Genomic DNA, 23,572 nt, shown 5'->3' with positions numbered 1-23,572 from the left:
CCGCGCAGGCAAGCACCGTGGCGTCAGACCGGCGACAGCTGCAGCGCCTCGTCGTACCTGCGGACGGCCAGCGCGGCCAGGCGGGGGTCGGCGCCTAGGGGTGGGGCGACCGCGTGGCCGTGGGCGTGGCGGCGTACGAGGGTCTCGAAGAAGCCCGGAGCCAGCAGGTACGTCGCGACCGCGACTCGGCCGGGGGTTCGGGCGAGGACTGCGGGGAGTCGTTCGCCCGCGCCGGAGATGTAGCCGACGCGGACCGGGCGGCTGATGCGGTGGGACAGGAGGTCGGCGGTCTGCTCGCAGTCGAGCAGTGCGCGCGGGTCGGACGAGCCGGCGGCGGCGAGTACGACGTGATCCACCTGGCGGAGGTCGCCGAGCCGATCGGCCAGGATGTCGACGAGGTCGGGATCCGGTCCGAGCGCAGCCGCCGCATGCACCTGCCCCGGATAGCGCTCCACCTCAGCGGCGACATCGACGTACACGTGATAGCCCGAGCTGAGCAACAACGGCACCACGACAACCTCGTTGCTGTCAGCAACCACTCGGCGCATCAGCTCGGGCAGCGCCGGAAGGTTGAGGTCGACGAAGCCGAGCGAGATCGCCAACTCGGGACGCTGTCGCGCCATCTCACGCACCAGTTCATGCACGACCCGGATGCCGCGCGGGTCCGCCGTACCGTGGGCGACGGCAACAAGATCAGTCACGAAGGCACCCCCGCAGGCTCGACAGCGAGCCGGTAACCACGGCGGACCACTGTGCGGACCAGCTCAGGCCGACCGACAGCCGTCCGCAACCGATTCACCGTCACCTCGACAGCGTGGACATCCTCAGCACCAGGAAGCACAGCGAGCAACTCCGGCCGCGACACCACATCACCGCCCGCAGCCACCAACGCCGCGAGTACGGCGCGAGGCCCCGGCCCGAGCGGTAGTACGACGCCGTCCAGCACCGCCGCCCCACCGCGAATCACCAGCAGCCCGAACTCCGTCTCGATCGATCGAGCGTTGTCGTCGGTCAGCCGATCGGTCACGATCCGGATCAACGCGCCCAACCGAAACCGATCCGGCACCAGCGGCTCGAGCCCCAACGCCACGAACGGCCCCGCCGTCACCGGCCCGACACAAGCGTTCAGCACACGTCCCGTCCGCAGCGCCGACACCAACGCGTCGTACTGCCCGGTCAACGCCGCCGCATCGAGCATCGCCTGCGCACCCGGCGCCGACGTATGCACGACGGCATCCACCGTGCCCGCACATATCTGCGAGATCATCCGCTCGACCACGACCGGATCAGGCGCGGGCCCCCACCGATACACCTCCAGCCCGCGCACCGACGCCCCCGCCGAACGCAACGCATCCTGCAACGCCGGATCCGACAATCCATGCAGCTGTACGACGATCTTCCGCCCGTGCACGCCTTGCGTACGTAACCACTCCACCACCTCGGCCGTCGTCTCCGACCGCGCCGACCAGTGCTCGACCAACCCGGCCGCCCGGATCGCCCCGCGCGCCTTCGGGCCGCGAGCGAGAATCCGCGACTGCTCCAACGTGCCCAGCAGGTCAGCGGCCAGCCCCGCGGTGTCGGCCGCCTCGACCCACCCGCGGAACCCGACCGCGGTGGTGACCACGACATCGTCCGGCGGGTTCGCGATCACCCGCCGGGTCGCCTCGATCAGCGCATGGTCGTCCGCGACCGGCACGATCTGCAGCGTCGGCGCGTGCAGCACCTTGGCGCCCCGCCGCTCGAACGACGCGATCAGATCCTCCGCGCGCCGATGCGCGGTGATCGCGATCGTGCAGCCGCTGAGCGGCCCTTGCTTAGGCACCGGAGCCCACCACGACCTGACCGTCGACGACCTCGACCGGATACACCGGCAGCGAGACCTCCGGGTCGTCCAGGCACTCCCCCGTGCGCAGCGAGAAGACCTGCTTGAACATCGGCGACGCCACCGTCGGTACGTCGCCGCGGCTGCCGACGATGCCGCGCGACATCACGTTCGCCCCGCTGAACGGATCCTGGTTGCCGAGGGCAAACACCTCGCCGTCGTGGGTGCGGAACAACGCGATCTGCACCTCGCCGAGCAGTGCCGCGACACCGCGCTCCGGCAGCAGGACGTCGTACTCACAGACCATCATCGGCGTACCTCCAATCGGGGGCCGGCCAGCAGGACCGGCTCCAACTGTCCGCGTTCGGCCGGGCTGGCCGGGCGCGGCTGACTGCGCTCGACCACGTAGCGCAGGTCGGCGTCGGGCTGGTCCGGCGCGTTCACGAACGACACGAACCGGGCCAGCTTCTGCGGGTCGTTCAGCGTCGCCTGCCACTCGTCGACGTACGAGTCGACATGACGAGCCATGGCGGCATCCAGGTCGGCGGCGATCCCGAGGCTGTCATTCAGTACGACGTCGCGCACGTGGTTGAGGCCGCCCTCGAGCTCGCGCATCCACACCGCCGTCCGCTGCAGACGGTCCCCGGTTCGGATGTAGTACATGAGGAATCGATCGACGGTCCGGAAAAGCTCTTCGTCGGTCAGATCGGATGCGAGCAGCTCGGCGTGCCGCGGCGTCATCCCGCCGTTGCCGCCGACGTACACGTTCCAGCCCTTCTCGGTCGCGATCACGCCGACGTCCTTGCCGCGTGCCTCGGCGCACTCGCGCGCACACCCGGACACGCCGAGCTTGAGCTTGTGCGGCGACCGCAGCCCGCGGTACCGCAGCTCGAGCGCGATTGCCATCCCGACGGAGTCCTGTACGCCGTACCTGCACCAGGTGGACCCGACGCACGACTTCACCGTCCGCAGCGCTTTGCCATACGCATGTCCGGATTCGAACCCGGCGTCGACCAGCCGCGTCCAGATCGCCGGCAGCTGTTCGATCCGCGCACCGAACAGGTCGACCCGCTGCCCGCCGGTGATCTTCGTGTACAGCCCGAAGTCGCGCGCCACCTCGCCGATCGTGATCAGCCCCTCCGGCGTGATCTCACCGCCGGGGATGCGCGGTACGACGGAGTACGTGCCGTCCTTCTGCATGTTGGCCATCACGTGGTCGTTCGTGTCCTGCAGCGTCGCGCGCTCGCCCTCGAGGACGTGACCGGCCGGGTCCAGGCTCGCCAGGATCGACGCCACGACGGGCTTGCAGATGTCGCAGCCGCGCCCGGTCCCGTGCCGCTCGACGATCTCGCTGAACGTCCGCAGCTCGGTGATCCGGACGACGTCGAAGAGCTCGGCCCGCGAAAGTGCGAAGTGCTCGCACAGCGCCTTGCTGACCTCGACACCGGCCTTGGCGAGCTCGGCGTTGAGCAGATTCTTGACCACCGGCAGGCATGAACCACAGCTGGTTCCAGCTCGCGTCTTCCCGCACACCGACTTGATGTCGCCACACCCGTCGCCAACCGCGCAGCGGATCGTGCCCGCGTCGACGTTGTTGCACGAGCACACCGGCGCGTCGTCCGGCAGCTCGAGCTGCACCGGCGCGGCACCCTCCGGCAGCAGGAACGCGGCCGGGTCCGCACCGAGTTCGCGGCCGACCATCGGGCGCAGTCCGGAGTACGCCGATGCGTCGCCGACGAGGATCCCGCCGAGCAGCGTACGAGCGTCGTCGGACAGCACGAGCTTCTTGTAGACGCCGGCCACCGGGTCGGCGTACACGATGTCGAGCGCGCCCTCGGTCGCGCCGAACGCATCGCCGAAGCTCGCGACATCGACGCCGAGCAGCTTCAACTTGGTCGACGTGTCCGCGCCGGGGAACGTTGCCTCGCCGCCTAATAGGCGGTCGGCAACGATCTCGGCCATGGTGTAGCCGGGGGCAATCAATCCCCACACGCGGCCTTCGATGCAGGCGACTTCACCGATCGCCCACACCCCAGGCACCGACGTACGGCAGGCCTCGTCGACAACGACACCGCCGCGCTCGCCGATCTCCAGACCGGCCTCGCGGCCGAGCTCGTCGCGCGGGCGCACGCCGGTCGCGAACACCACCACGTCAGCCGGCAGATCGGGGCCGTCGGCAACAGCCATTGCCCGGGCCGCGCCCTGGGTGGTGAGCTTGACGCGCTGGCACTGCGTTGCGGTCAGTACTTCGACGTCGAGCCCCTCGATCAACCTGGCCAGCGCGGAACCGCCACCCTCGTCGACCTGCAACGGCATCAGCCGCGGCGCGAACTCGACGACCTTCGTGGCAGCGTCGAGCGCCCTCAGCGCACCCGCAGCCTCAAGGCCGAGCAGACCGCCGCCGACGACGACACCGTTGACCTGCTTGCCTTCGGATTTCAGGCGCTCGACGTACACGCGCAGCGCGGCGACATCGTCGATGGTCCGGTAGACGAAGCAGCCCTGCGCGTCGTTGTTCTTCACGGGCGGGATGAACGCCGCGGAACCGGTCGCCAGGACGAGTTCGTCGTACCCGACCTGTTCGCCGCGTCCAGTCGTCACGATCTTCGCCGTCGTGTCGATCGAAGTGATCTGGACGCCCTTGCGCAGGTTCACCGCCGGGTCGTCCCACAGGTCGGGGTCGCCGAGGGACAGGTCGTGCGGGTCGCGGCCGGAGAAGTAGCTGGTCAGCGCGACCCGGTCGTAAGGGAGCCGTGGCTCCTCGGCGAACACCGTGATGCGATAGGTGATCTCGGTGTCACGCTGCCGCAGCGCCTCGACCAACCGGTGGGCGACCATGCCACCGCCGACCACCACAACGTGTTTGGCCTTCTTCAGCTCTGCCATCGTCGCCCTCCTGCTCGGGACTGGTTCGGTCTCGCCGCGCCGGAAGCGGTCGAGCAGTTCGCCGACGGCGCCGGTGCAGCTCCCGCACCCGGTCGTCGCCCGCGTCGTGGCGGCGATGCCGTCGACACTGTCGGCACCCCCACGCCAGGCCGCCTCGATCGCGACCCTGGTAACCCCGTTGCACCGACACACGGTCGGCACCCTCTTTGCCGGTACGGCGGACTCCGCCAGCAGCCCGTCCGCAACGACCGGCGTCCCCCGATCCGCCAGCAACACCAACTCCGCCGCCACCTCCGGCGCACCCACCACGACCGCCGACCGCACGACGCCGTCCCGCAGGACGGCCCGCACATACCTGCTGCCGTCCTCCAGCCGAACAACCTCGCCGGCCTCGTCCTTGTCGCCCAGCACAAGTACATCCAGCCCACCGGCCGTCAGCCGCACGACCTCGTAGTCGGGCAGCTCCGCGGTCTCTCCCAAGAACTGGCGGGACAGGGCTTCGGCGTGCGCCCACGCGGAGGCGACCGTGCCGGTCAGGCGGCCTTCTACCTCGGCGCAGTCGCCGATTGCGTGAACGTTCGGGTCGTCGGGGCTCGTGAGGGTGTGGTCGACGACGATGCCGGTGCGGACTGTGAGACCGGTCGCCAGCTCGGTGCGCGGTCGCACCCCGCACGCGACCACCAGCAACTCGCCGTACACCTGCCGCCCACTGCGCAAGTTCAACGCCCGGAAGCGCCCGTCCCGAACATCCGTCCCGTCGAGCGTCGTGTTGAGCAGTACTTCGACACCCAGCTCCCGCACCGCCCGCGTGACCCGCCGCCCGGCAGACGCACGGATCGTCTTGTCCAGAAGCGTTTCCCCGTCGTGCACCAGCGTCACGGCGACCCCGCGCTCCCGCAGCGCACAAGCAGCCTCGACACCGAGCACACCGCCACCCAGCACGACCGCCCGCCGTACCGCCCCGGCCGCCGCGACAATCGTTCGCGCATCCTCAACCGACCGCAGGGTCTGCACCCCATCCGCCGCGACAACCTCAGCAGGCACCGTCGGCACCGCCCCAGTCGCGAACACCAGCCGGTCATAACCCCACTCGCGCCCGGTGGCATCACGCACCACGCGGCGGTCGCGGTCCACCCCCACGGCGGTGGCCACCGGCTCGCCGCCCATCAGCGGCTCGGCGCGGCCGGCGACGTACTCAGTCAGCCTGCTCCGGTTGTACGACGCCTCGTCGCCGAGCACAGTCACGTCGTACGACGGCAACAGCTCGGCCAACCGCCGCCCGGCCATCCCGCCGCCGATGATGACTACCCTCATGCCGACACTCCCGTCGCCGGTACAACGGCAGCGGTGACTTCGACGGCACACGCTTTGAACTCAGGCATCCCCGACACCGGGTCGAGCACATCGTTGGTCAGCTCGTTGACAGCCTCGACGCCACCGAAGTGGAACGGCACGAACACCGTGTCCGGCCGTACGTCGGTCGTCACCCGCGCCGGTAGCACCATCGACCCACGAGCAGTACGCAACCGCACCGGCCGCCCGTCGCCGATCCCCAACTGCGCGGCCACCCGCGGATGAATCTCCGCGAACACCTCCGGCTCTGCCTCGGCCAACTCCGGCACCCGCCGCGTCTGCGCACCGCTCTGGTAATGCTGCAACAAGCGCCCAGTCACCAAGTACAGCGGCGATTCGGCGTTGAGATCGTCCGCCACCGGCCGATGATCGACAGCCACCACATGCGCGCGCCCGTCCGGCGTCGGGAACCCGTCCGCGAACAACCGCGGCGTACCGGGATGTCCTTCCTGCGGCACCGGCCAGAACAGCACCTCGCCGGCATCCAACCGGTCCCACGTGATCCCCGAATAGTCGGCCCGTCCACCGGCACTCGCCCGCCGAAGCTCTTCGAAGACCTCAGCCGGATCGGTCGAGAACCCTTTACTACCGAGCCTTTCGGCCAGACCGGCGAACACCGCGAGGTCGCTCCGCACCTCGCCAGGAGGCGGTGCGGCGGTACGGCGCCGCAGTACCCGCCCCTCGAGCGACGTCATCGTCCCGTCCTCTTCGGCCCACTGCGTCACCGGAAACACGACGTCCGCCAGCAGCGCGGTCTCGGACGGCACCACGTCCGCAACCACCAGCAATTCCAACGAAGCAAGCCGCTCACGGACCGAGGCGAGGTTCGGGGCGGACACCAGGAGATTGCTTCCGTGGACCATCAACGCCTTGGGACCGTCTGCCTGCCCGAGCGAGTTGATCAGTTCAACCGCGCTCTTCCCGGGGCCGGGCAGGTCGTTCACATCCCAGACCCGCATCAGGTGCGCACGAGCCGCCGGGTCGGAAATACTCCGATAACCGGGCAGCTGATCAGCCTTCTGCCCGTGCTCCCGACCGCCCTGCCCGTTCCCCTGCCCCGTGATGCACCCGTACCCGCTCCCCAACCGACCGGGCAGCCCGAGCGCCAGCGCAAGGTTGATACAAGCAGTCACCGTGTCTGTGCCTTTGCTGTGCTGCTCGGCCCCACGCCCGGTCAGGATGAACGCACCCGCGCCACCATGAAGCGGAGCGGCCGCCGCCAGCACCCGCGCGGCCTGACGGATCGTCGCAGCAGGCACACCGGTCACTCGCTCGGCGCGCTCCGGCCACCAGGAAGCCGTGGAGCGAATCAGCAAGTCCGGATCATCGACCCGCTCGCCCAAGTACGCGGTGTCCGCAAGGCCCTCCTGCAGAACCACGTGTGTCAGAGCAAGCACCAAGGCGAGGTCCGTGCCGGGTGTCGCCTGCAGGTGGATGCCGCCGCTGTCGGCAGTCAACCCAGCGGTGGCCGAGTGGCGCGGGTCGACGACCAGAAGTCCACCCGCGTCCCTTGCGCCTTGCAGATGCCTGACCGCCGGCGGCATCGTCTCCGCGATGTTGCTGCCGACCAGCAGAATCGCTCCCGCACCGCCCAGATCAGCGAGCGGGAACGGCAGCCCCCGGTCGATCCCGAACGCCCGGTTCGTCGCGGCTGCCGCCGACGACATACAGAACCGGCCGTTGTAGTCCACGTTCGCCGTCTTCAACGCCACCCGAGCGAACTTCCCGAGCGCGTACGCCTTCTCGTTCGTCAGCCCGCCGCCGCCGAACACCGCCACCGCGTCCCGGCCGTGCGCCTCCTGCAGCGACTGGATGCGTGAGGCAACGAAGTCCAGCGCGGTGTCCCAACTCGTCTCCACCAGCTCGCCCGCGGCGTTGCGGATCAGCGGCGTGGTGAGCCGGTCCGGCACCGTGAGTACGTCGGGAGCCGTCCAGCCCTTGCGGCACAGCCCGCCTTGACCGGCGGGGCGCACCTCCACGGCACCCGGTCGTGCGACCGGGTGCAGCGTGGTGGCGCACTGCAGAGCGCAGTACGGACAGTGAGTAAGGACAGAGTTCACACGCGCTCCTGGCTGAGCGGTCCGCCCTTGCGGAGGTAGCAGAAGTACGTCACCGCCAGGCACAGCACGTAGAACCCGCAGAACACATACAGCGCCGGGATCAGCGATCCGAAGTGACTCGTCGACATCGCGAACCCGCGCGGCACCAGGAACCCGCCGTACGCACCGACCGCCGACGCGATCCCGATGCAGGCCGCCGCCTCGCGCCGCGCCCGGCCCGGGTCGTCCGGCGTCGTCAGCCGGAACACCGCCGGGATCATCCGGTACGTCGACCCGTTGGCCGCGCCGCTGGCCACGAACAGGACCAGGAAGCTGATCAGGAACGCCGCGAAGCTCCCGGACTTCAGCGACACGATCGCCGCGAGAATGCCGAGGCCCATCACCACGAACGAGCAGACCGTGATCCACGCGCCGCCGACCCGGTCCGACAGCTTGCCGCCGAACGGCCGCGCCACAGACCCAACCAGCGCGCCGAGGAACGCGAAATGCGCCGGCGTGATGTCCGGGAACGTGGTCTTGATCAGCAGCGGGAACGCCGCCCCGAAGCCGATGAACGACCCGAACGTACCGATGTACAGGAACGAGATCACCCAGGTGTGCGGCCGCTTCGCCGCGGCGATCGACGTACGGAACGACGAGTTCGCCACCGAGAGGTTGGCCATCACCTTCCACGCCCAGAACGCGGCCAGCACGATCAGCGGCAGCCACATCAGGCCGGCCCGGTTCAGCGACAGGCCCGCGCCGGCGACGATCACGATCGGCACCACGAGCTGCACGACGGCCACGCCGAGGTTGCCGCCGGCCGCGTTGATGCCGAGCGCGAAGCCCTTCTCCTTCTCCGGGTAGAAGAACGAGATGTTGGTCATGCTGCTGGCGAAGTTGCCCCCGCCGACGCCCGCGGTCGCCGCGACCAGCGCCATCAGCCAGAACGGCGTGTCCGGCCGGGTCATGAAGTAGGAGATGCCGGCGGTCGGGATCAGCAGCAGCAGTGCCGAGAAGATCGTCCAGTTCCGCCCGCCGAACCGCGGTACGGCGAACGTGTACGGCAACCGCAGCGTCGCCCCGACCAGACTCGGCAGCGCGACCAGCCAGAACAGCTGGTTGGTGTCGTAGCCGAACCCGGCCTTGGGCATCGACACCACGACGATGCTCCACAGTTGCCAGACGGAGAAGCCGAGGAACTCGGCGAAGATCGAGGGCCACAGGTTCCGCCGCGCGATCGCACGACCCTTCCCGGCCCAGAACGTAGCGTCCTCGGGATCCCAGACGTCGATCCAGCGTCCGCGCCGCGGCGCCTCGACGGTCCCCACGGTGCCCACGGTGCTCTGGGCGTCCCTGGTGGTGACGGTCTCCGGTCCTGCCTCGAGCGTCATCGCAAGTCTCCGATCATCCGACCTCATCGATTAGGCCTGGACGTTATGACCGGGGTGTTTCCGCGTAGTCATCTTGTTGTTACGCCGCCGAAACGGCTCCCGCACACCCGTCGCGTGGTGGTGAGAGATCGCGGGTACTGTGCCCAGGTGAACCGGTGGACGTGGCGGGCGGCGATTGCCGCGGTACTGATCGGCTGGCTGGTGCTGGGCGCCCTGGGCGGCCCCGCGGTCGGAAAACTGAGTGAGGTCCAGCAGAACGACAACGCAAACTTCCTCCCGAAGCAGGCCGAGTCGACGCTGGTGGCCAACGAGTCGGCGAAGTTCGTCGACTCCAAGGCGCTGCCGTACTTCGTCCTGATCGAGCGTGAATCCGGCATCACGCCGGCGGACCTGGAGGCAGCCAAGGCGTTCATCGGCCGGATCCCGTCGCTGGATCTCGGTGAGGGCAAGAAGCTTGGTGACTACCTGACTGCACCGGTCGGACCGCCAGTCCCGTCGGCGGATCACAAGGCGCTGCTGATCACCGTCCAGACGAACGGCGACCGCGCCGACGAGGTGGTCAAGCAGGGCACGACCGTGCTCTTCGCGGTCGCCGACACGCTGCGGACCGACATCAAGCAGAACCTCACACCGACCGGTCTGCAGGTGTACGTCACCGGTCCGGGCGGGGTCTTCGCGGACTTCGTCGTCGCGTTCAGCGGGATCGACGGGATCCTGCTCGGGGTCGCGCTGGCGGTCGTGTTCGTGATCCTGCTGATCGTCTACCGCAGTCCGATCCTGCCGATCGCGGTCCTGCTGACCGCGGTCTTCGGCCTCGCGCTGGCCGCGCTGGTCGTGTACCCGCTCGCGAAGAACGGCGTACTGCAACTCAACGGCCAGAGCCAGGGCATTCTGTTCATCCTGGTCGTCGGGGCATCGACCGATTACTCGCTGCTCCTCGTCTCTCGTTACAAAGAGGAGTTGCACGACTACGAGAGCAAGTTCCAGGCGATGCGGGTCGCGTGGCGGGCGTCGATCGAACCGATCGCGGCCAGCGCGGCGACGGTCATCCTCGGTCTGCTCTGCCTGCTGCTCTCCCAGCTCGGCAGCACGAAGGGTCTCGGCCCGGTCGGCGCCTTCGGGATCGCCGGCGCGTTCATCGCCGCGATGACGTTCCTGCCCGCGATCCTGCTCGCGTTCGGCCGGCGGATCTTCTGGCCGTCGATCCCGCGCGTCGACCACGTCCACTCCCGCGACCAGGTCGGCGGCAAGCGCCTCTGGGGCCGCATCTCCGGGCTCGTCGGCCGGCACTCCCGCCGGGTCTGGGTGATCAGCGCGCTGGCGTTGCTGGCGTGCGCGGCGTTCCTGCCGACGTTCAAGGCGAGCGGGACCTCGCAGGTGGATCTGTTCCTCAACAAGGTCGAGTCGGTCACCGGGCAGCAGGAGTTGGCTAAGCACTTCGACGCGGGTTCCGGTACGCCGGTGCAGATCCTGACCCCTGTTGCGCAGGCGGATCAGGTGGTTGCGACCGCGTTGAAGGTCGACGGTATCGGCGCGGCATCCGCCTCGATCGCTCCCGGCGTACCGCCGAAGGTTGTCGACGGCAAGGTGCTGGTCCAGGCCACGCTCAAGGTGCCGGCCGACTCACCCGACGCAACCAAGGTCGTGAAGCATCTGCGGTCTTCGCTGGACGCGGTCAGTCCGGACATCCTGGTGGGCGGCAACACGGCGATCAACCTCGACGTACTGGACGCGGCGCAGCGGGATCTTCGCGTGATCATCCCGACGATCCTCGCGGTGATCTTCGTCGTACTGATGCTGCTGCTGCGGTCGCTGGTCGCCGCCGTACTGCTGGTGATCGCGAACGTGCTCTCGTTCGGCGCGACGCTCGGGGTCAGCGCGTTGATGTTCAACCACGTCTTCGGGTTCCCCGGCGCGGACCCCGGCATCCCGCTCTACGCCTTCGTCTTCCTAGTTGCCCTAGGCATCGACTATTCGATCTTCCTGATGACCCGCGTCCGCGAGGAATCCCAGGAACACGGCACCAGACCCGGCATCCTCGTAGGCCTCGCCGTCACCGGCGGCGTCATCACCTCCGCCGGCGTAGTCCTAGCCGCCACCTTCTCCGCCCTCGCAGTCCTCCCCATCCTCTTCCTGGCCCAAATAGCCTTCATGGTCGCCTTCGGCGTCCTCCTCGACACCACCGTCGTCCGCTCCCTCCTGGTCCCCTCCCTGGCCCACGACATAGGCCCCCGAGTCTGGTGGCCCAGCAAACTCGCCAAGGAAACCCAAGAGAACCCATCCACACAAGATGAGGAAGGAGGAGTGAAAGGAAGGTTTTCAAAGCTCGGCCCTCAAGGCAGAGATTGAAGGAAGAGCAAAGAAAGAACAGAGATTTGGAGTAGTGGCCGGCTGCGGTGATCGACCGGAAGTTCGGCTGTTCCTCTGTGGCGGAGGGTTGCCGTGCTCGACTTGGGTGCAGGACACCGTCGCCGATGACGCGATGTTGTCGACCTACGCCACAGACGACGACCTGCAGACCGGACCGGGACCCCGCGTGATCTATCGCATGGTCAAGGGCCCTCTCGGTACGCAAACCTCCAGAGGACGGCACACCGGCTCAGCGATCGGCCCTCACAGGATGCCCACCTCGGCCGCAGGGCCTGACGCGAGGGTGGCGAGCTCACACATTCGGCTTATAAATAAGAGGTTTTACCGATCGGGCCGATTTGGCAGGCCAGTGATCGCCAGGTAGAATCGAACACATGTTCGACACTGATCTGAGTGAGCTCTCCACGGCCGACCTGCTCGAGTCGGCCGCCGAGCACCGCGCGATCGCCAACCAGGCCGACGCGCGGCTGCTGCAGCACGCCCAGATCTACGCCGACCGCTTCCACCCCTCCACCTGCGGCACCCGCCCCGGCCGCCGGACCGCCGACGGCCGCGAACGCGCCGTCGTACTGGGCGGTGACGGCTGCCCGCAGATCGCCGAGTTCGCCATCGCCGAATTCGGCGTCATCCTCGGCATCTCACCGATGGTGGCACGCCAATTCCTCGGCGAAGCACTCGCCTTACGCCACCGCTTCCCGTTCACCTGGGCCCGCGTCCAAGCCGGCGACGCCACCCCCTGGAAAGCCCGCCAACTCGCCACGCTCTGCCTGAAGCTGTCCGAGGAGGCCGCCCGATCGGTCGACCAGCGCGTCGCAGCCTTGATCGACTCGATCACCCCGTACCGCCTTGACAAGATTATCCGCGCCGCCAAAACCCACGCCGACCCCGAACAAGCCCGCGACGAGACGGCCGAGGCGGCGAGCGAACGCGGTGTCTTCGTCGGCCGCAGCGACCACCACGGCAACAAAACCATCTACGCCAAAGCCCCCGCCGGCGCGGTCATCCGCTTCGACGCCAAGATCGCCGCCATTGCCGAGGCCCTCAAAACCTTCGGCGACACCCGCCACCTCCAACACCGCCGCGCTGACGCCCTCCGCATCATCGCCGACCCCCGCTTCACCCAAGAACTCCTCACCCAGGCCCGCACCTCGAGCCTAGCTTCGAGCCCTGGCAGGCCTTCGGCAAAGGAGAGCTCCGAAGCCGCCCCAGGCCCGCACCCCGCAGCACCAGACCCACAAACAGCCGCCGCTACCCGATCCGCAACAGCGGATCCACAGGCCAGCGTCGGCGAGCGATCGGCGGCTGCCGGCCGCGGCGCCTTCGGTCCGCTCGACTGCACGCGCGACGCACCGGGTACGTCGGCGGACCCGGCCCACGCTGACACAGCGGCGTCCCCGGCAAGCCCGCCGCACAACGGCCCACGCAACCGCACGAACGACACACCGTGTGCCTCGGCGGACCCCGCTCGCGATGCCACTGCGGCGTTCTTGGCGAGCCCGGCGTACGGACGCGCGGATCGCGGCGACGCCTACCTGGCTGATCCGGCCGCTGAGCCTGTCGAGCTGCGGGATCCCCCGTTAGCCGATGGCGCGGGGCCGTGCGATCCCGATCCGCCCAGTGACCCGTTCGACAACCGGCCGATCGAGTACATCCCTGGCCCGCGCAGCGAGCCCGACGACGGCGTGCCACTGGACACCGCCGCCCAGCGGGCCCTCGACGCACGCCTCGCGCAGATCAAGCACGACGCCTACACCAACCCCGCGAGTCCCAGCGGCGGACAGGTGCGTCCTGGGCAGACCGAGATCTTCGTGCACCTCACCGACCTCACGCTGGCCACCGGCAACGGGGTACTCCGTGCCGAGGGCATCGGGCCGCTGCTCGCCGACCAACTCACCGAACTTGTAGGCCACGGACCGTACACCGTCAAACCCGTGATCGACCTCAACGACGCCGTCAGCGCCGACGCCTACGAGATCCCCACCCGGATCCGCGAACGCGTACGACTCACGCACCCCGTCGAACTGTTCCCGTACGGCACCCGCGAAACCCACCGCACCATCGACCTCGACCACATCCAGCCCTACGACCCCTACGGTGCCACTGGCCAGACCAGCACCCGCAACCTCGCACCGCTCAGCCGGTTCGCTCACCGGGTGAAGACCCACGCCCGCGGCTGGAACGTCCGCCGCGTCGACGCAAAGGCACTGGAATGGACCACGCCCCACGGCTTCCGGTTCGAGGTCGGCCCGACCGGGACGCATCGCCTCAAGACCTCCACACCCGACAGCTGACCTGGCCGCTCAGTCGCCGCACTGCGTTCGCCGTGTTCTCCGGTGCTTGCTCGGTGTTGTGCTGGTCATCGGCCTCGAGACCCTGGGGCGCTCGTGCAGGATCTCGAGTCCCTGTCGCCAGCTGCGACGTGGGATAACTCGACGACAGGCGAGGGCTTGATTTGCTTGCGCATTCGGCGCACCTTCGGCGGTTTGTGCGGGGCGGCTATTGGAGGGTGACTGCGTCGAGGGTGGGCCACGGGGGGCCGTTGTGGAGTAGGCGGAGGAGTTCTTTGCCGTATTGGCTGCCGTTGGGGAATTGGTCTTCGATGTCCCAGCGCCAGGCTGCGACCATGGCGAGGACGAGTTGGCGGCAGTCGTCCAGTAGGGCTTGGTCGATGCCTGGGTAGTGCCGGCTGACATCTACGGGGACATGGGCGAGGTCGAACTCGACGGGGCCGCGGCAGCAGGTTTCGAAGTCGATGAACAGTGGGCCGTGCTTCGTGCTGAGCAGGTTGCCTGGATGCGGCTCGCCGTGAAGCAACTGCTCTGGGGCGCCGCGGTCTTCGATCGCTTGTCGGAGGCTTTCCAGTCTGCTGCTGAGGAATTCGCGGTCCGCGTCGCCGAGCGCCGGTGAGAGATCCGGGTTGGCAACGAGTTCTGCCGCCTCCGCGATTCGGTCTGTGAAGCGTGGGATCGGTACGTCGATCTTGCGCATGCCGACGTGCAACTGCTCCAGCGCCGCCGCGAAATCGGCTGGTGAGACGTCGGGCGTCACAGGCTCGTAGTAGGCCCACAGGGTGATCGCGAATCCATCACGCTTGTACACCAGCGGATCCACCCGAGGCTCCAAGGCGGCCACGGGAGATCCGACCTCCGCGAGCCGTTGAGCGAGTTCGATCTCGAGCTGTGCGACCTCCTGCCCCTCGGGGGCGACCCGGGCGAAGACGTCGCACGGCGTCAGGCGCAGCGCCAGTTTGTTCGAGTTGTGGAGAACGACTGCGTCGGTCACTTCCAGGTCGAGCGACGAGGCGACTGACGTCGCAGCCGCGATCGCACGCGTCAGTTCGGGCGTCTCCATGACTGGCCAAGCTACACGCGTGATCTTCCGCTGTCCTTCGTATTAGCGTGGGCCGCGTGGAGACGTTCGAGGGGCGGATCGTGGTCAACGACGGCGGCGGAGCCTGGGTAGAGGTGCCGGGTGACGTGATCGCCGCGCTGGGCGGGGGCGGGCGGATCCCGGTACGGGCGACGTTCGACGGCATCGACTACCGGGGCTCGATCGCGTCCATGGGCGGGTGCATGGCGCTGGGGATTCTCAAAGGCATCCGGAGCGAGCTGGGCAAAGGTGACGGTGACGCCGTGACCGTGACAGTCGTGCGGGACACGGCTGAGCGGACGGTCGACGTACCCGAGGACCTCGCGACCGCGCTGCAGGAGGCCGGCCTGCGGGAGTCGTTCGACAAGCTTGCCTACAGCCACCGGCGCGAGCACGTCAACGCGATCAACGACGCGAAGAGGCCCGAGACGCGCCGGCGACGGATCGACAAAGCGCTGGAGATGCTCAGGACCTCTTGAGCGAGGCGAGTTCGGTCCGGTTGGAGACGCCGAGCTTGGCGTAGACGTGCGCCAGGTGGGTCTTGACCGTCCCACGGCTCATGAACAACCGCTCGCCGATCTCGGGATTGCTGAGGCCTTCGACGGCTAGCGCGACGACCTGCTGCTCGGTCGGAGTGAGGCTGGCCCAGCCGGAGGACGGTCGGCCGCGAGCTCCCCGGGTACGGCGCGCGTAGGCGACAGCCTCGTCCACCGACAGCGCTGGGTCGTCGGAGGTCGGCAAGGGGTGGTCCGGCGGCGTGGCCAGGCCGAGGGCAGTGCGGGCGGCGGCCGCGGCCGTGGCCAGGCGCGCGGCGTCGGCGGCGCGGTTGGCGTGGTTTGCCAACAGGGCAAGGGATTCCAGGCTGTCGATGACGTACGTACGCAACCCGTGCTCCACCCGGATCGTCAACGCCTGATGCAGCAGATCGGCGGCCTTCTCCGGCTGCTCGGTGATGGCGACGCGACCGAGCTGATCGAGCGCATCCGCAAGGATCCGCGGCAGGTTGTAGCGACGAGCCAGTACGACGGCACGCTCGAGCAGCTCCGACGCATCATGGCCGCCAGCACGCCGAGCAGCCGCAACCGACGGCAGCAGCATCGCGGGTACGAACGTCTCCGCCAACGGACCATCCGCAGCCGTATCGCGGGCCATCCACTCAACGGCAGCGTCGTACTCGCCACTCCAATAAGAGATCAGCCCCATCACCTGCCCGAGATTCGGTACGACGGCACCCGCCGTCTCGGCCAAGTCGAGCAGCGGCTGCATCAGCGACCGCGCCTCGTCGAGCCGCCCGGTCCGCACCAGCAGCGTCGCCAACTGCCCGCGCGCGGTCCCGACCCGGTGGAAGTCCGCCAGCGGTTCAGCCGCAGCGAGCGCGCGCTCGCCGAGCTCGACGGCCTTCAAGGGTTCGCCCGTCGACATGAGGCTCTCGGACCACACGGTCAACACAGTCGAGGCAATCCCGCGTTCGCCGCTGGTGATCAGGCCATCGGCCGCCCGATCCAGCAGTGGCCGTAGCTCGTCGTGCCTGTCCCACAAGGAAAGCAGGACGCATTGCAAAGCGATGTTCGCGTTCCGCGCCGGCTCGTTGTCCCCCGCCAGCCGCACTCCCTCGGCCGTCAGATCCCACGCCTTCTGGAAGTCCGTGAAGAATTCGCCGACCGCCACCAGCGCCAAGAAGAGCGACCGCAACCGGTCGTCACCCAATTCGGTAGCGAGCGCGAGCCCACGACCCGCCGCGTCGTACCCGAACGGATCGACCGTGTCGGCGACGGTCGCATAGCCGTAAAGCAAACGGGCCTGGAGCAACGACCGGTCGTCCGGTGCGAGCTCGATCGCGCGGCGCAGGTAGCCGATGCCCTCGTTGCCCGTCGCCTGCAGGTTCCACAACCACCGCAGGGTGGCGGCCAGCCGGCGGCCACGATCGGGGTTCGCCGACAGACCGTGCTCCAGAGCGGCCCGGTAGTTCTCCCGATCAGGCTCGATCCGCGCCCGCCAAGCCTCGCGATCCACGTCCAGCAGGGGTTCTGCGGCCTCGGCCACCGTCAGGTAGTGCTCGAGGTGACGCGAGCGGGTCGCGTCGGTCTCGCCGGCCTCCGCCAGGCGCGCTGCGGCGTACTCACGGATCGTCTCGAGCAGGCGATACCGCCCGCCCTCCGCCACCACGAGCGATTTGTCGACAAGCCGCGCAAAATCCTCGAGTACGACGTCGCACACCGCCGCGGCTGCGGCCAGCGTGAAGCCGCCCGCGAAGACTGCCAACTTCCGGAACACTTGGCGCTCGTCCGATGAGAGCAGGTCGTAGCTCCAGCCGATCGACGCGGCGAGAGTCTGCTGCCGCGCCGCGACGCCTCGAACGTTCTTCGTCAGCAGGCCGAACCGATCGTCCAGGCCGGCTGCGATCTGCGAGGGCGTCAAGGTGCGGACCCGAGCGGCGGCCAGTTCCAGCGTCAGCGGGATGCCGTCCAACCGGAGGCAGATCGAACGGATGGCCTCGTCCGACTCAGGAAACTCCATGCCGGCGCGTTCGAGGAACAGTGCTCGCGCCTCGGATGGAGCAAGCGCAGGCACTCGCCAGATCGCCTCGCCCGGCAGGTCGAGCGGCTCACGGCTGGTCGCCAGCACCGAGATCTCCGGGCAACCGGTGTGCAGCGCGAGGACGAACTCCGCGACCCCGTCGATGATCTGCTCGCAGTTGTCCAGGCAGATCAGCGCCCGCTTGGTCCGCAACTGACCAAGCAGCAGGCGGTCACCAGACTCGACGAGCAGACCGATCGCGCCCGCGACGGCCTCCGGAATCTGTCCGGCCTCGGTCATCGCAGACAGATCGACCCACCAGACGCCGTCCGGCCAGCGTTCGGCCAATAGGGCCGCGGTCTGGGCAGCGAGCCGAGTCTTGCCACTGCCGCCCGGACCGGTCAGCGTGACGAGGCGGCTGCCGGAGAGTTGCGTTCGAAGCGCGGCGACCTGCGTCTGCCGGCCGACGAAGCTGGTGAACATCACCGGCAGGTTGTTCGGCACCCGATCGAGCGAGCGCAACGGCTCGCTGGTCTCAGTCAGCTCGAGGATCCGCTCCGGCGAACCGAGATCATGCAGCCGATGTACGCCGAGATCGGCAACGCCGGTCACACCGACAGCTGTCGTTGCCGTGAGCAACGTCTGTCCCGGATTGGCGATCGCCAGCAATTGCTCGACATGCCGGACGGCCGGCGCGGTCGTCGGCGCGGTGTGCAGGGCGATCCGGAGCAGCTCCCCCGCCGGTACGAGCGACGCCGCCTCACGAAGCTCAGCAGCGGCAGCGATTGCCTCGGCGGCTTCGTCGTACACAAGAACGGGCCAGCCGGCGTCCCGTCGTACGAGCAGCTCGCCCGGCAGCTCCGCAGCCAGCCCGGCCAGGCGTGCGTACGCAGGCGCGCTGGCGGCACCGGCGTACGACGCGGCAAGAACAGTCACCCCACCCATGCCGGTCAGTCTGCCATCCGGCTGTGTCGGGTCGCCGTTGTCGACAGTATTCGCTACCCTCCGGGGCAGGGGGTCGAGGAGAGTGAGGAGCCTGATGGCAGACACCACATCGACTGACCACGGACGATTCGCACTACCGACCAAGAATCTGCCCGCACCGCAAGTTCGCGACCTTCCCGAGCCGCCCGCCAACACCTGGAAGATCATCGGCCCCGGCATGGTCGGCGCCGGGGTGGGGCTGGCCTCGGGTGAATTCATCCTCTGGCCGTACATCTCCAGCCAGGTCGGCCTGGTGTTCCTCTGGGGCGCCGTCGTCGGCGTAGTGGTCCAGTGGTTCCTGAACATGGAGATCGAGCGGTACACGCTGGCAACTGGTGAGACAGCGTTGACCGGCTTCAACCGGTACGGGAAGCACTGGGGCCTGTTCTTCGCGATCATGACGTACTTCGCGAACATGTGGCCGGGCTGGGCGACCAGCTCCGCAAGCATGCTCACATACCTGTTCGGCGCCGGCGATCCGCGCTGGATCGCGATCGGCATGCTGCTGCTGATCGGCGCGATCCTGACGTTCGCACCGGTCGTCTACGTGGTGCTCGAGCGACTGATCGCGGTGAAGATCGCCGCGGTCGCGCTGCTCGTGATCCTCGCGCTGGTGTTCGCGATCCGCGCGAAGACGTACGGCGCGCTCGGCGACGCCGTCACGCATCCGCAGTTCCCGGCCGACCAGCTCGGGTTCGCTCTCGTGATGGGTGCGATCGCGTACGCCGGTGCCGGCGGCGGCCAGAACCTTGTCCAGAGCAACTGGATCCGGGACAAGGGCTTCGGCCAAGGCGCGCACGTACCGCGGTTGACGTCGCCGGTGACGGGTGAGACCGAGGCGGATCCGACCGCCAACGGGTACACGTTCACGCCGGACGACGCGAACCTGGCCCGCTGGAAGCGCTGGTGGAAGTTCGCGAACATCGAGCAGGCCGCGACGTTCGTGGCGATCACCGTGATCACGATCGCGTTCACGTCGATGCTTGCCCACGCCACCCTGTTCGGGAACCCGGACGTCAAGAACAACATCGGCTTCCTGAAGATCGAGGGTACGACGCTGCAGACCCTCGTCGGCGGCTGGTTCGGATACCTGTTCTGGGCGATCGGCGCGTTCTCGCTGTTCGCCGCCGCGACCGGCATTGTCGACTATACGTCACGCCTGTCGTCAGACATGATCAAGGCCCGCTACCTCCGCGAATCCAGGATCACCGAGTCCAAGCTGTACTTCTGGCTGGTCTGGGGACTAGTTGCCTTCGGCATCATCGTCCTCCTGGCCGGCCTGACCCAGCCCCTGGTCCTCCTGGTCATCTCCGCCTGCACCGCCGGCACGATGATGTTCGTGTACTCCGGCCTGCTCTGGTGGATGAACTCGCGAGCCCTCCCGCACGCGATCCGCATCACCACCTGGCGCACCGCAGTACTGGCCTTCTCATTCCTGGCGTTCGGCTTCCTAGCCATCTTCACCATCATCGACCAGGTCAAGAAGCTGTGAGCAGACGGCGGACCTGCTCGGCCTGCGGAAGGCCGTACCGGCTGTAGAGCTGCAGAGCGAGCCGCCATTGCGCCTGAGCGGGCCCGGATTCCCCGAGCCCGCTCAGCGCGTCACCCAGCGACTGCCTGATCTTCGCCTCGAGTTCGCCGCTGTTGTTGCCGATCAGCGTCAGGCCCTCCTCGAGATGCGCCCTCGCAGCTCCGTACGCCGCCATCTCGGCCTCGACCGCACCGAGGAGCTGGAGAAATTCGGCCACCGTGAACTGGCTGCTGGACTTCCTGACCTCGGCCAGCCCCACTCGCAGCCAGCTCCGCGCCTGCTCGAGCCGGCCGCCTCGTCGATAGGCTTCGCCGATGTTGCCGCTGATCCAGAGGACAGCACGTGGGCCACTCCTGCGTGCCAGCTCTGCGGCCAGCTCGAATTCCCGGTCCTGCTCCGCCAACCGTCCGAGCCGGCCGGCGATGACCCCGACGGTGAATCGCGCCTCTCCCTCGGCATGCACGTCGGCGCTGCTGAGGGCGAACTCCAGTCCGGCCTGGGCCTGCGCCGTGCTCTCCTCCAGCCGGTCCAGTCGCTCCAGGAACTGGGCGAGACCGATGTGGCTGTGCATCAGCATCCATTGATAGCCGCTCGCCGCAGACGTCTCGACCGCGAGCTTCATCTGGACCGCTGCCCGATCGAAGTCGGACAGCACCGAGTAGAACCGCGCCAGGTTGTGTCTGACGGCTGCCTCCGCCCGGGCCGGGGCACAGTCCGGATCGCTCCGCAGCGCCGTCACCGCCAGCTCCAGCAGCTGTGCGCCCTCGGTGCTACGAGCGCGGTCGGCCCAGAAGAAGACCATGCCGACCGCGAGCCTGACGACGGCTGCGGGGTCGGAGTGCGGACCGGCCATCAACCGGCGGGCAGCGGCGAGAACCTCCGCCGCCTCCGCGTCCAACCAGGTCATGATCTCCTCGTATCCGAGGTCCTCGGTTCCGCTGAGCCACCGTTCGTCGAACCACTCGTGGGACAGCAGGTCGGAGACACCGCGCCACATCCTGCCCCTCCAGATCATCGCGACGTACAGCGCCATGACGCGGTCCCTGGCAGCGCGACGCTCTGCGTCGGTGGCCGGGAGTTCCTGGACGTACGCGCGGACCAGGTCGTGGAGCTGGTACCGCCGCGGCCTGGGCGATTCCAGCAGGTGCAGGTCGACCAGGCGTTCCAGGTAGGCCTCGGTCTCCGGCACCGACAGCTCGAGGATCCGGGCGGCGACCCGGACGTCGAGTTCTTCGCCCTCGTACAGGCCGAGCAGCCGGAATGCGACCACCGTCGGTTCGTGTTCCTCGGCCGCTGCCGCCAGCGAGACTTCGATGCTGGTGCGTACGTCGAGGTCGCCGATCGCCAGCTCGTCGAGTCGCCGTCGGCTCGACTCCAGGCGTTGCACGAAGTCCGCAACGCTCCAGGTGGGTTCCGCAGCCAGCCGGGCGCCCGCGATCCGCAGGGCGAGCGGAAGTCCGCCGCACAGCCGGACAACGGCCGCAGAGTTCGGTGGATCCGCAGCGATCCGTCCGTCGCCGACGACCTGGTCGAGCATCAGCAGCGCCTCCTGCTCCGGAAGCGGGTCCAAGGCCAGGTGAACCGCGCCGGCCAAGCCCATCAGCGAGCGGCGGCTGGTGATCAGGACGGCGCAGGTGGATGCCCCTGGCAACAATGGTAGGACCTGTGCCTCGTTGGCCGCATTGTCCACGAAGACGAACATGCGGCGGCCGGCCACCGCCGAGCGGTATCTGGCTGCGGTCTCGTCCACACTCGACGATCTGTCGTCGGCCTGCACTCCAAGACTGTCCATCAGCCGGCTGAGCGCCTCCGCCGCGCTCATCGGTTCGCCTGGCCCGAATCCCCGGAGGTTCAGGTACAGCTGGCCATCTGGAAACTGGTCAGCCAATCGATGCGCAACGTGTACGCCGAGGGCAGTCTTGCCGATCCCGCCCATACCGGCGATCGCGGAAACCACCACGACGCCCTGCCCGGCCTCACCGGACGAGAACAGCTTCTCGACGTCGGCCAACTGCTGCTCGCGGCCGGAGAAGTCCTGTAGATCGTCCGGCAGTTGCTCGGGCACCTGTCTGCGGGTTCGCGCCCGTGTGCCGACGGCGACCAGTTCTGCTCGCTCGTCGTCGGTCAGTCCGAGACCGTCACCCAGCAGCTTCAGCGTGTGTGGCCGGGGATGACGCCGGCGGCCGGCCTCGAGTGTCTTGATCGCTTCAACGCTGACGCCGGATACCTCGGCAAGTTTCTCCTGGGAGAGAGCGGCTGCCTGACGGAACCTTCGCAGTACGTGACCGAAGTCAGACACGTGGGCCGTAGGCCTCCGGGGCGCCGTTGACCGTGGTGAGCAGGGAGTAGACAGAGGTTGTCGCGGTGATGAAGAGGCGGTTGCGTTTGGGGCCGCCCCAGGTGAGGTTGCTGACGGTTTCGGGGACCAGGAGTTTGCCGAGGAGGGTGCCGTCTGGGTGGTAGATGTGGACGCCGTCGGCCGCACTGGCCCAGACCCGGCCGGCCGTGTCGAGGCGGAAGCCGTCGAAGATGCCGTTGCCGCATTCGGCGAACAGTTCGCCGCCGGAGAGCTTGTCGCCGTCGACGGTGAAGACGCGGAGCGTGCCCTCCTCCGAGTCGGAGATGTAGAGCAACGACTCGTCCGGTGAGAACGCGATCCCGTTCGGCCGGTTGAAGTCGTCCGCGACCCGGGTCAGCGCGCCGTCCGTCCCGACGCGGTACACATGACACCCGCCGGTCTCGATCTCGCCCTTGTAGCCCTCGTAGTCGCTGTCGATCCCGTACGCCGGATCCGTGAACCAGATCGAGCCGTCACGCTTGACCACGACGTCGTTCGGGCTGTTCAGCCGCTTCCCGTCGTACTCGTGGGCCAGCACCGTGATGCCGCCGTGGTGCTCGGTCCGCGTCACCCGCCGGTTGCCGTGCTCGCAGCTGACGAGCCGGCCCTCGGTGTCGCGGGTGTGGCCGTTGGTGTTGCCGGCCGGGTGCCGGAAGACGGAGACCTGGTACGACGTCTCGTCCCAGCGCAGGATCCGGTCGTTCGGGATGTCGCTCCAGAGCAGGTACCGCCCCGCGGCGGAGTACACCGGGCCCTCGACCCAGCGACCGCCGGTCCACAGCCGCTCGAGCTTGTTGTCTCCGCGGATCCCGGCGAACCTGTCGTCCAGCTTCTCCCAGACGGCCGGTGCGGTCCCTGCCAACGGCTCGAGAATTCCCGTCATCACGACTCCTCACGAACTCGGCTGCAAACGCTTTCAGCTGAGCCTATCCGTGATGGCCGTCGGTTGGACCTCTCGGCCGGAAGGAT

Annotated in this window: 14 protein-coding genes; 4 read left to right on the top strand and 10 right to left on the bottom strand. The window is 68.3% G+C overall.

The features are described 5' to 3' along the window. Positions 1-23: 23 nt before the first annotated feature. From EV645_RS15425 to EV645_RS15400, 6 genes are read right to left on the bottom strand one after another with little or no spacing between them, the layout of a single operon-like run. Positions 24-701, bottom strand: a complete 678-nt coding sequence (locus EV645_RS15425) for a sirohydrochlorin chelatase (RefSeq protein WP_130444280.1) — start codon at positions 699-701, stop codon at positions 24-26. Then, the gene (locus EV645_RS15420; RefSeq protein WP_130444278.1) at positions 698-1,822 is read right to left on the bottom strand and encodes a uroporphyrinogen-III synthase; all 1,125 of its coding nucleotides are present in this window, start codon (positions 1,820-1,822) and stop codon (positions 698-700) included. Before EV645_RS15420 ends, EV645_RS15425 begins: the two co-directional genes overlap by 4 nt. Next, complete coding sequence (gene nirD, locus EV645_RS15415) at positions 1,815-2,132, bottom strand: nitrite reductase small subunit NirD (protein ID WP_130444276.1); 318 nt, start codon at positions 2,130-2,132, stop codon at positions 1,815-1,817. The genes EV645_RS15420 and nirD overlap by 8 nt, the downstream gene beginning before the upstream one ends. Further along, positions 2,129-6,022: a nitrite reductase large subunit NirB gene (gene nirB, locus EV645_RS15410; protein WP_130444274.1), complete on the bottom strand. Its 3,894-nt coding sequence runs from the start codon at positions 6,020-6,022 to the stop codon at positions 2,129-2,131. Before nirB ends, nirD begins: the two co-directional genes overlap by 4 nt. Then, entirely contained in the window at positions 6,019-8,121 is a 2,103-nt protein-coding gene (locus EV645_RS15405) for a molybdopterin oxidoreductase family protein (protein ID WP_130444272.1), read from the bottom strand. Before EV645_RS15405 ends, nirB begins: the two co-directional genes overlap by 4 nt. After that, positions 8,118-9,494, bottom strand: coding sequence for an MFS transporter (locus EV645_RS15400; RefSeq protein ID WP_130444270.1), 1,377 nt, complete (start codon positions 9,492-9,494; stop codon positions 8,118-8,120). Before EV645_RS15400 ends, EV645_RS15405 begins: the two co-directional genes overlap by 4 nt. Before the next feature lie 147 nt (positions 9,495-9,641). Between EV645_RS15400 and EV645_RS15395 the strand changes: the two genes are divergently transcribed. Both EV645_RS15395 and EV645_RS15390 read left to right on the top strand, forming a co-directional pair. Continuing rightward, entirely contained in the window at positions 9,642-11,843 is a 2,202-nt protein-coding gene (locus EV645_RS15395) for an MMPL family transporter (protein WP_242000434.1), read from the top strand. A 395-nt stretch (positions 11,844-12,238) separates the two neighbouring features. Further along, the gene (locus tag EV645_RS15390; protein ID WP_130444266.1) at positions 12,239-14,155 is read left to right on the top strand and encodes a 13E12 repeat family protein; all 1,917 of its coding nucleotides are present in this window, start codon (positions 12,239-12,241) and stop codon (positions 14,153-14,155) included. 205 nt (positions 14,156-14,360) lie between these two features. Here the strand turns inward: EV645_RS15390 and EV645_RS15385 are convergent, their stop codons facing one another. Beyond that, a complete protein-coding gene (locus tag EV645_RS15385; protein ID WP_130444264.1) occupies positions 14,361-15,215 on the bottom strand; it encodes an aminoglycoside phosphotransferase family protein in 855 nt (284 codons plus the stop codon). A 56-nt stretch (positions 15,216-15,271) separates the two neighbouring features. Here EV645_RS15385 and EV645_RS15380 point away from each other — a divergent pair, with 56 nt between their 5' ends. After that, positions 15,272-15,712, top strand: a complete 441-nt coding sequence (locus EV645_RS15380; protein ID WP_130444262.1) for a YdeI/OmpD-associated family protein — start codon at positions 15,272-15,274, stop codon at positions 15,710-15,712. Here EV645_RS15380 and EV645_RS15375 read toward each other — a convergent pair. Beyond that, positions 15,699-18,695 (bottom strand): helix-turn-helix transcriptional regulator, encoded by a 2,997-nt coding sequence (locus EV645_RS15375; RefSeq protein WP_157997073.1) that lies wholly within the window; start codon positions 18,693-18,695, stop codon positions 15,699-15,701. The two genes, EV645_RS15380 and EV645_RS15375, sit on opposite strands and share 14 nt — an antisense overlap. 94 nt (positions 18,696-18,789) lie before the next feature. On the opposite strand from EV645_RS15375, the gene EV645_RS15370 reads away from it, so the two are divergent. Beyond that, positions 18,790-20,226: an Nramp family divalent metal transporter gene (locus EV645_RS15370; RefSeq protein ID WP_130444258.1), complete on the top strand. Its 1,437-nt coding sequence runs from the start codon at positions 18,790-18,792 to the stop codon at positions 20,224-20,226. Here EV645_RS15370 and EV645_RS15365 read toward each other — a convergent pair. Further along, positions 20,213-22,564, bottom strand: coding sequence for an XRE family transcriptional regulator (locus tag EV645_RS15365; RefSeq protein ID WP_198681645.1), 2,352 nt, complete (start codon positions 22,562-22,564; stop codon positions 20,213-20,215). The genes EV645_RS15370 and EV645_RS15365 overlap by 14 nt on opposite strands. Continuing rightward, a complete protein-coding gene (locus EV645_RS15360) occupies positions 22,557-23,486 on the bottom strand; it encodes an SMP-30/gluconolactonase/LRE family protein (protein WP_130444254.1) in 930 nt (309 codons plus the stop codon). Before EV645_RS15360 ends, EV645_RS15365 begins: the two co-directional genes overlap by 8 nt. Positions 23,487-23,572 lie beyond the last annotated feature (86 nt).

Origin of the sequence: Kribbella rubisoli (genome assembly GCF_004217145.1) — a bacterium.
Classification (GTDB): domain Bacteria; phylum Actinomycetota; class Actinomycetes; order Propionibacteriales; family Kribbellaceae; genus Kribbella; species Kribbella rubisoli.
Note: the sequence above shows the minus strand (reverse complement) of the source record. Positions and strands in the feature narration are given on the sequence as shown.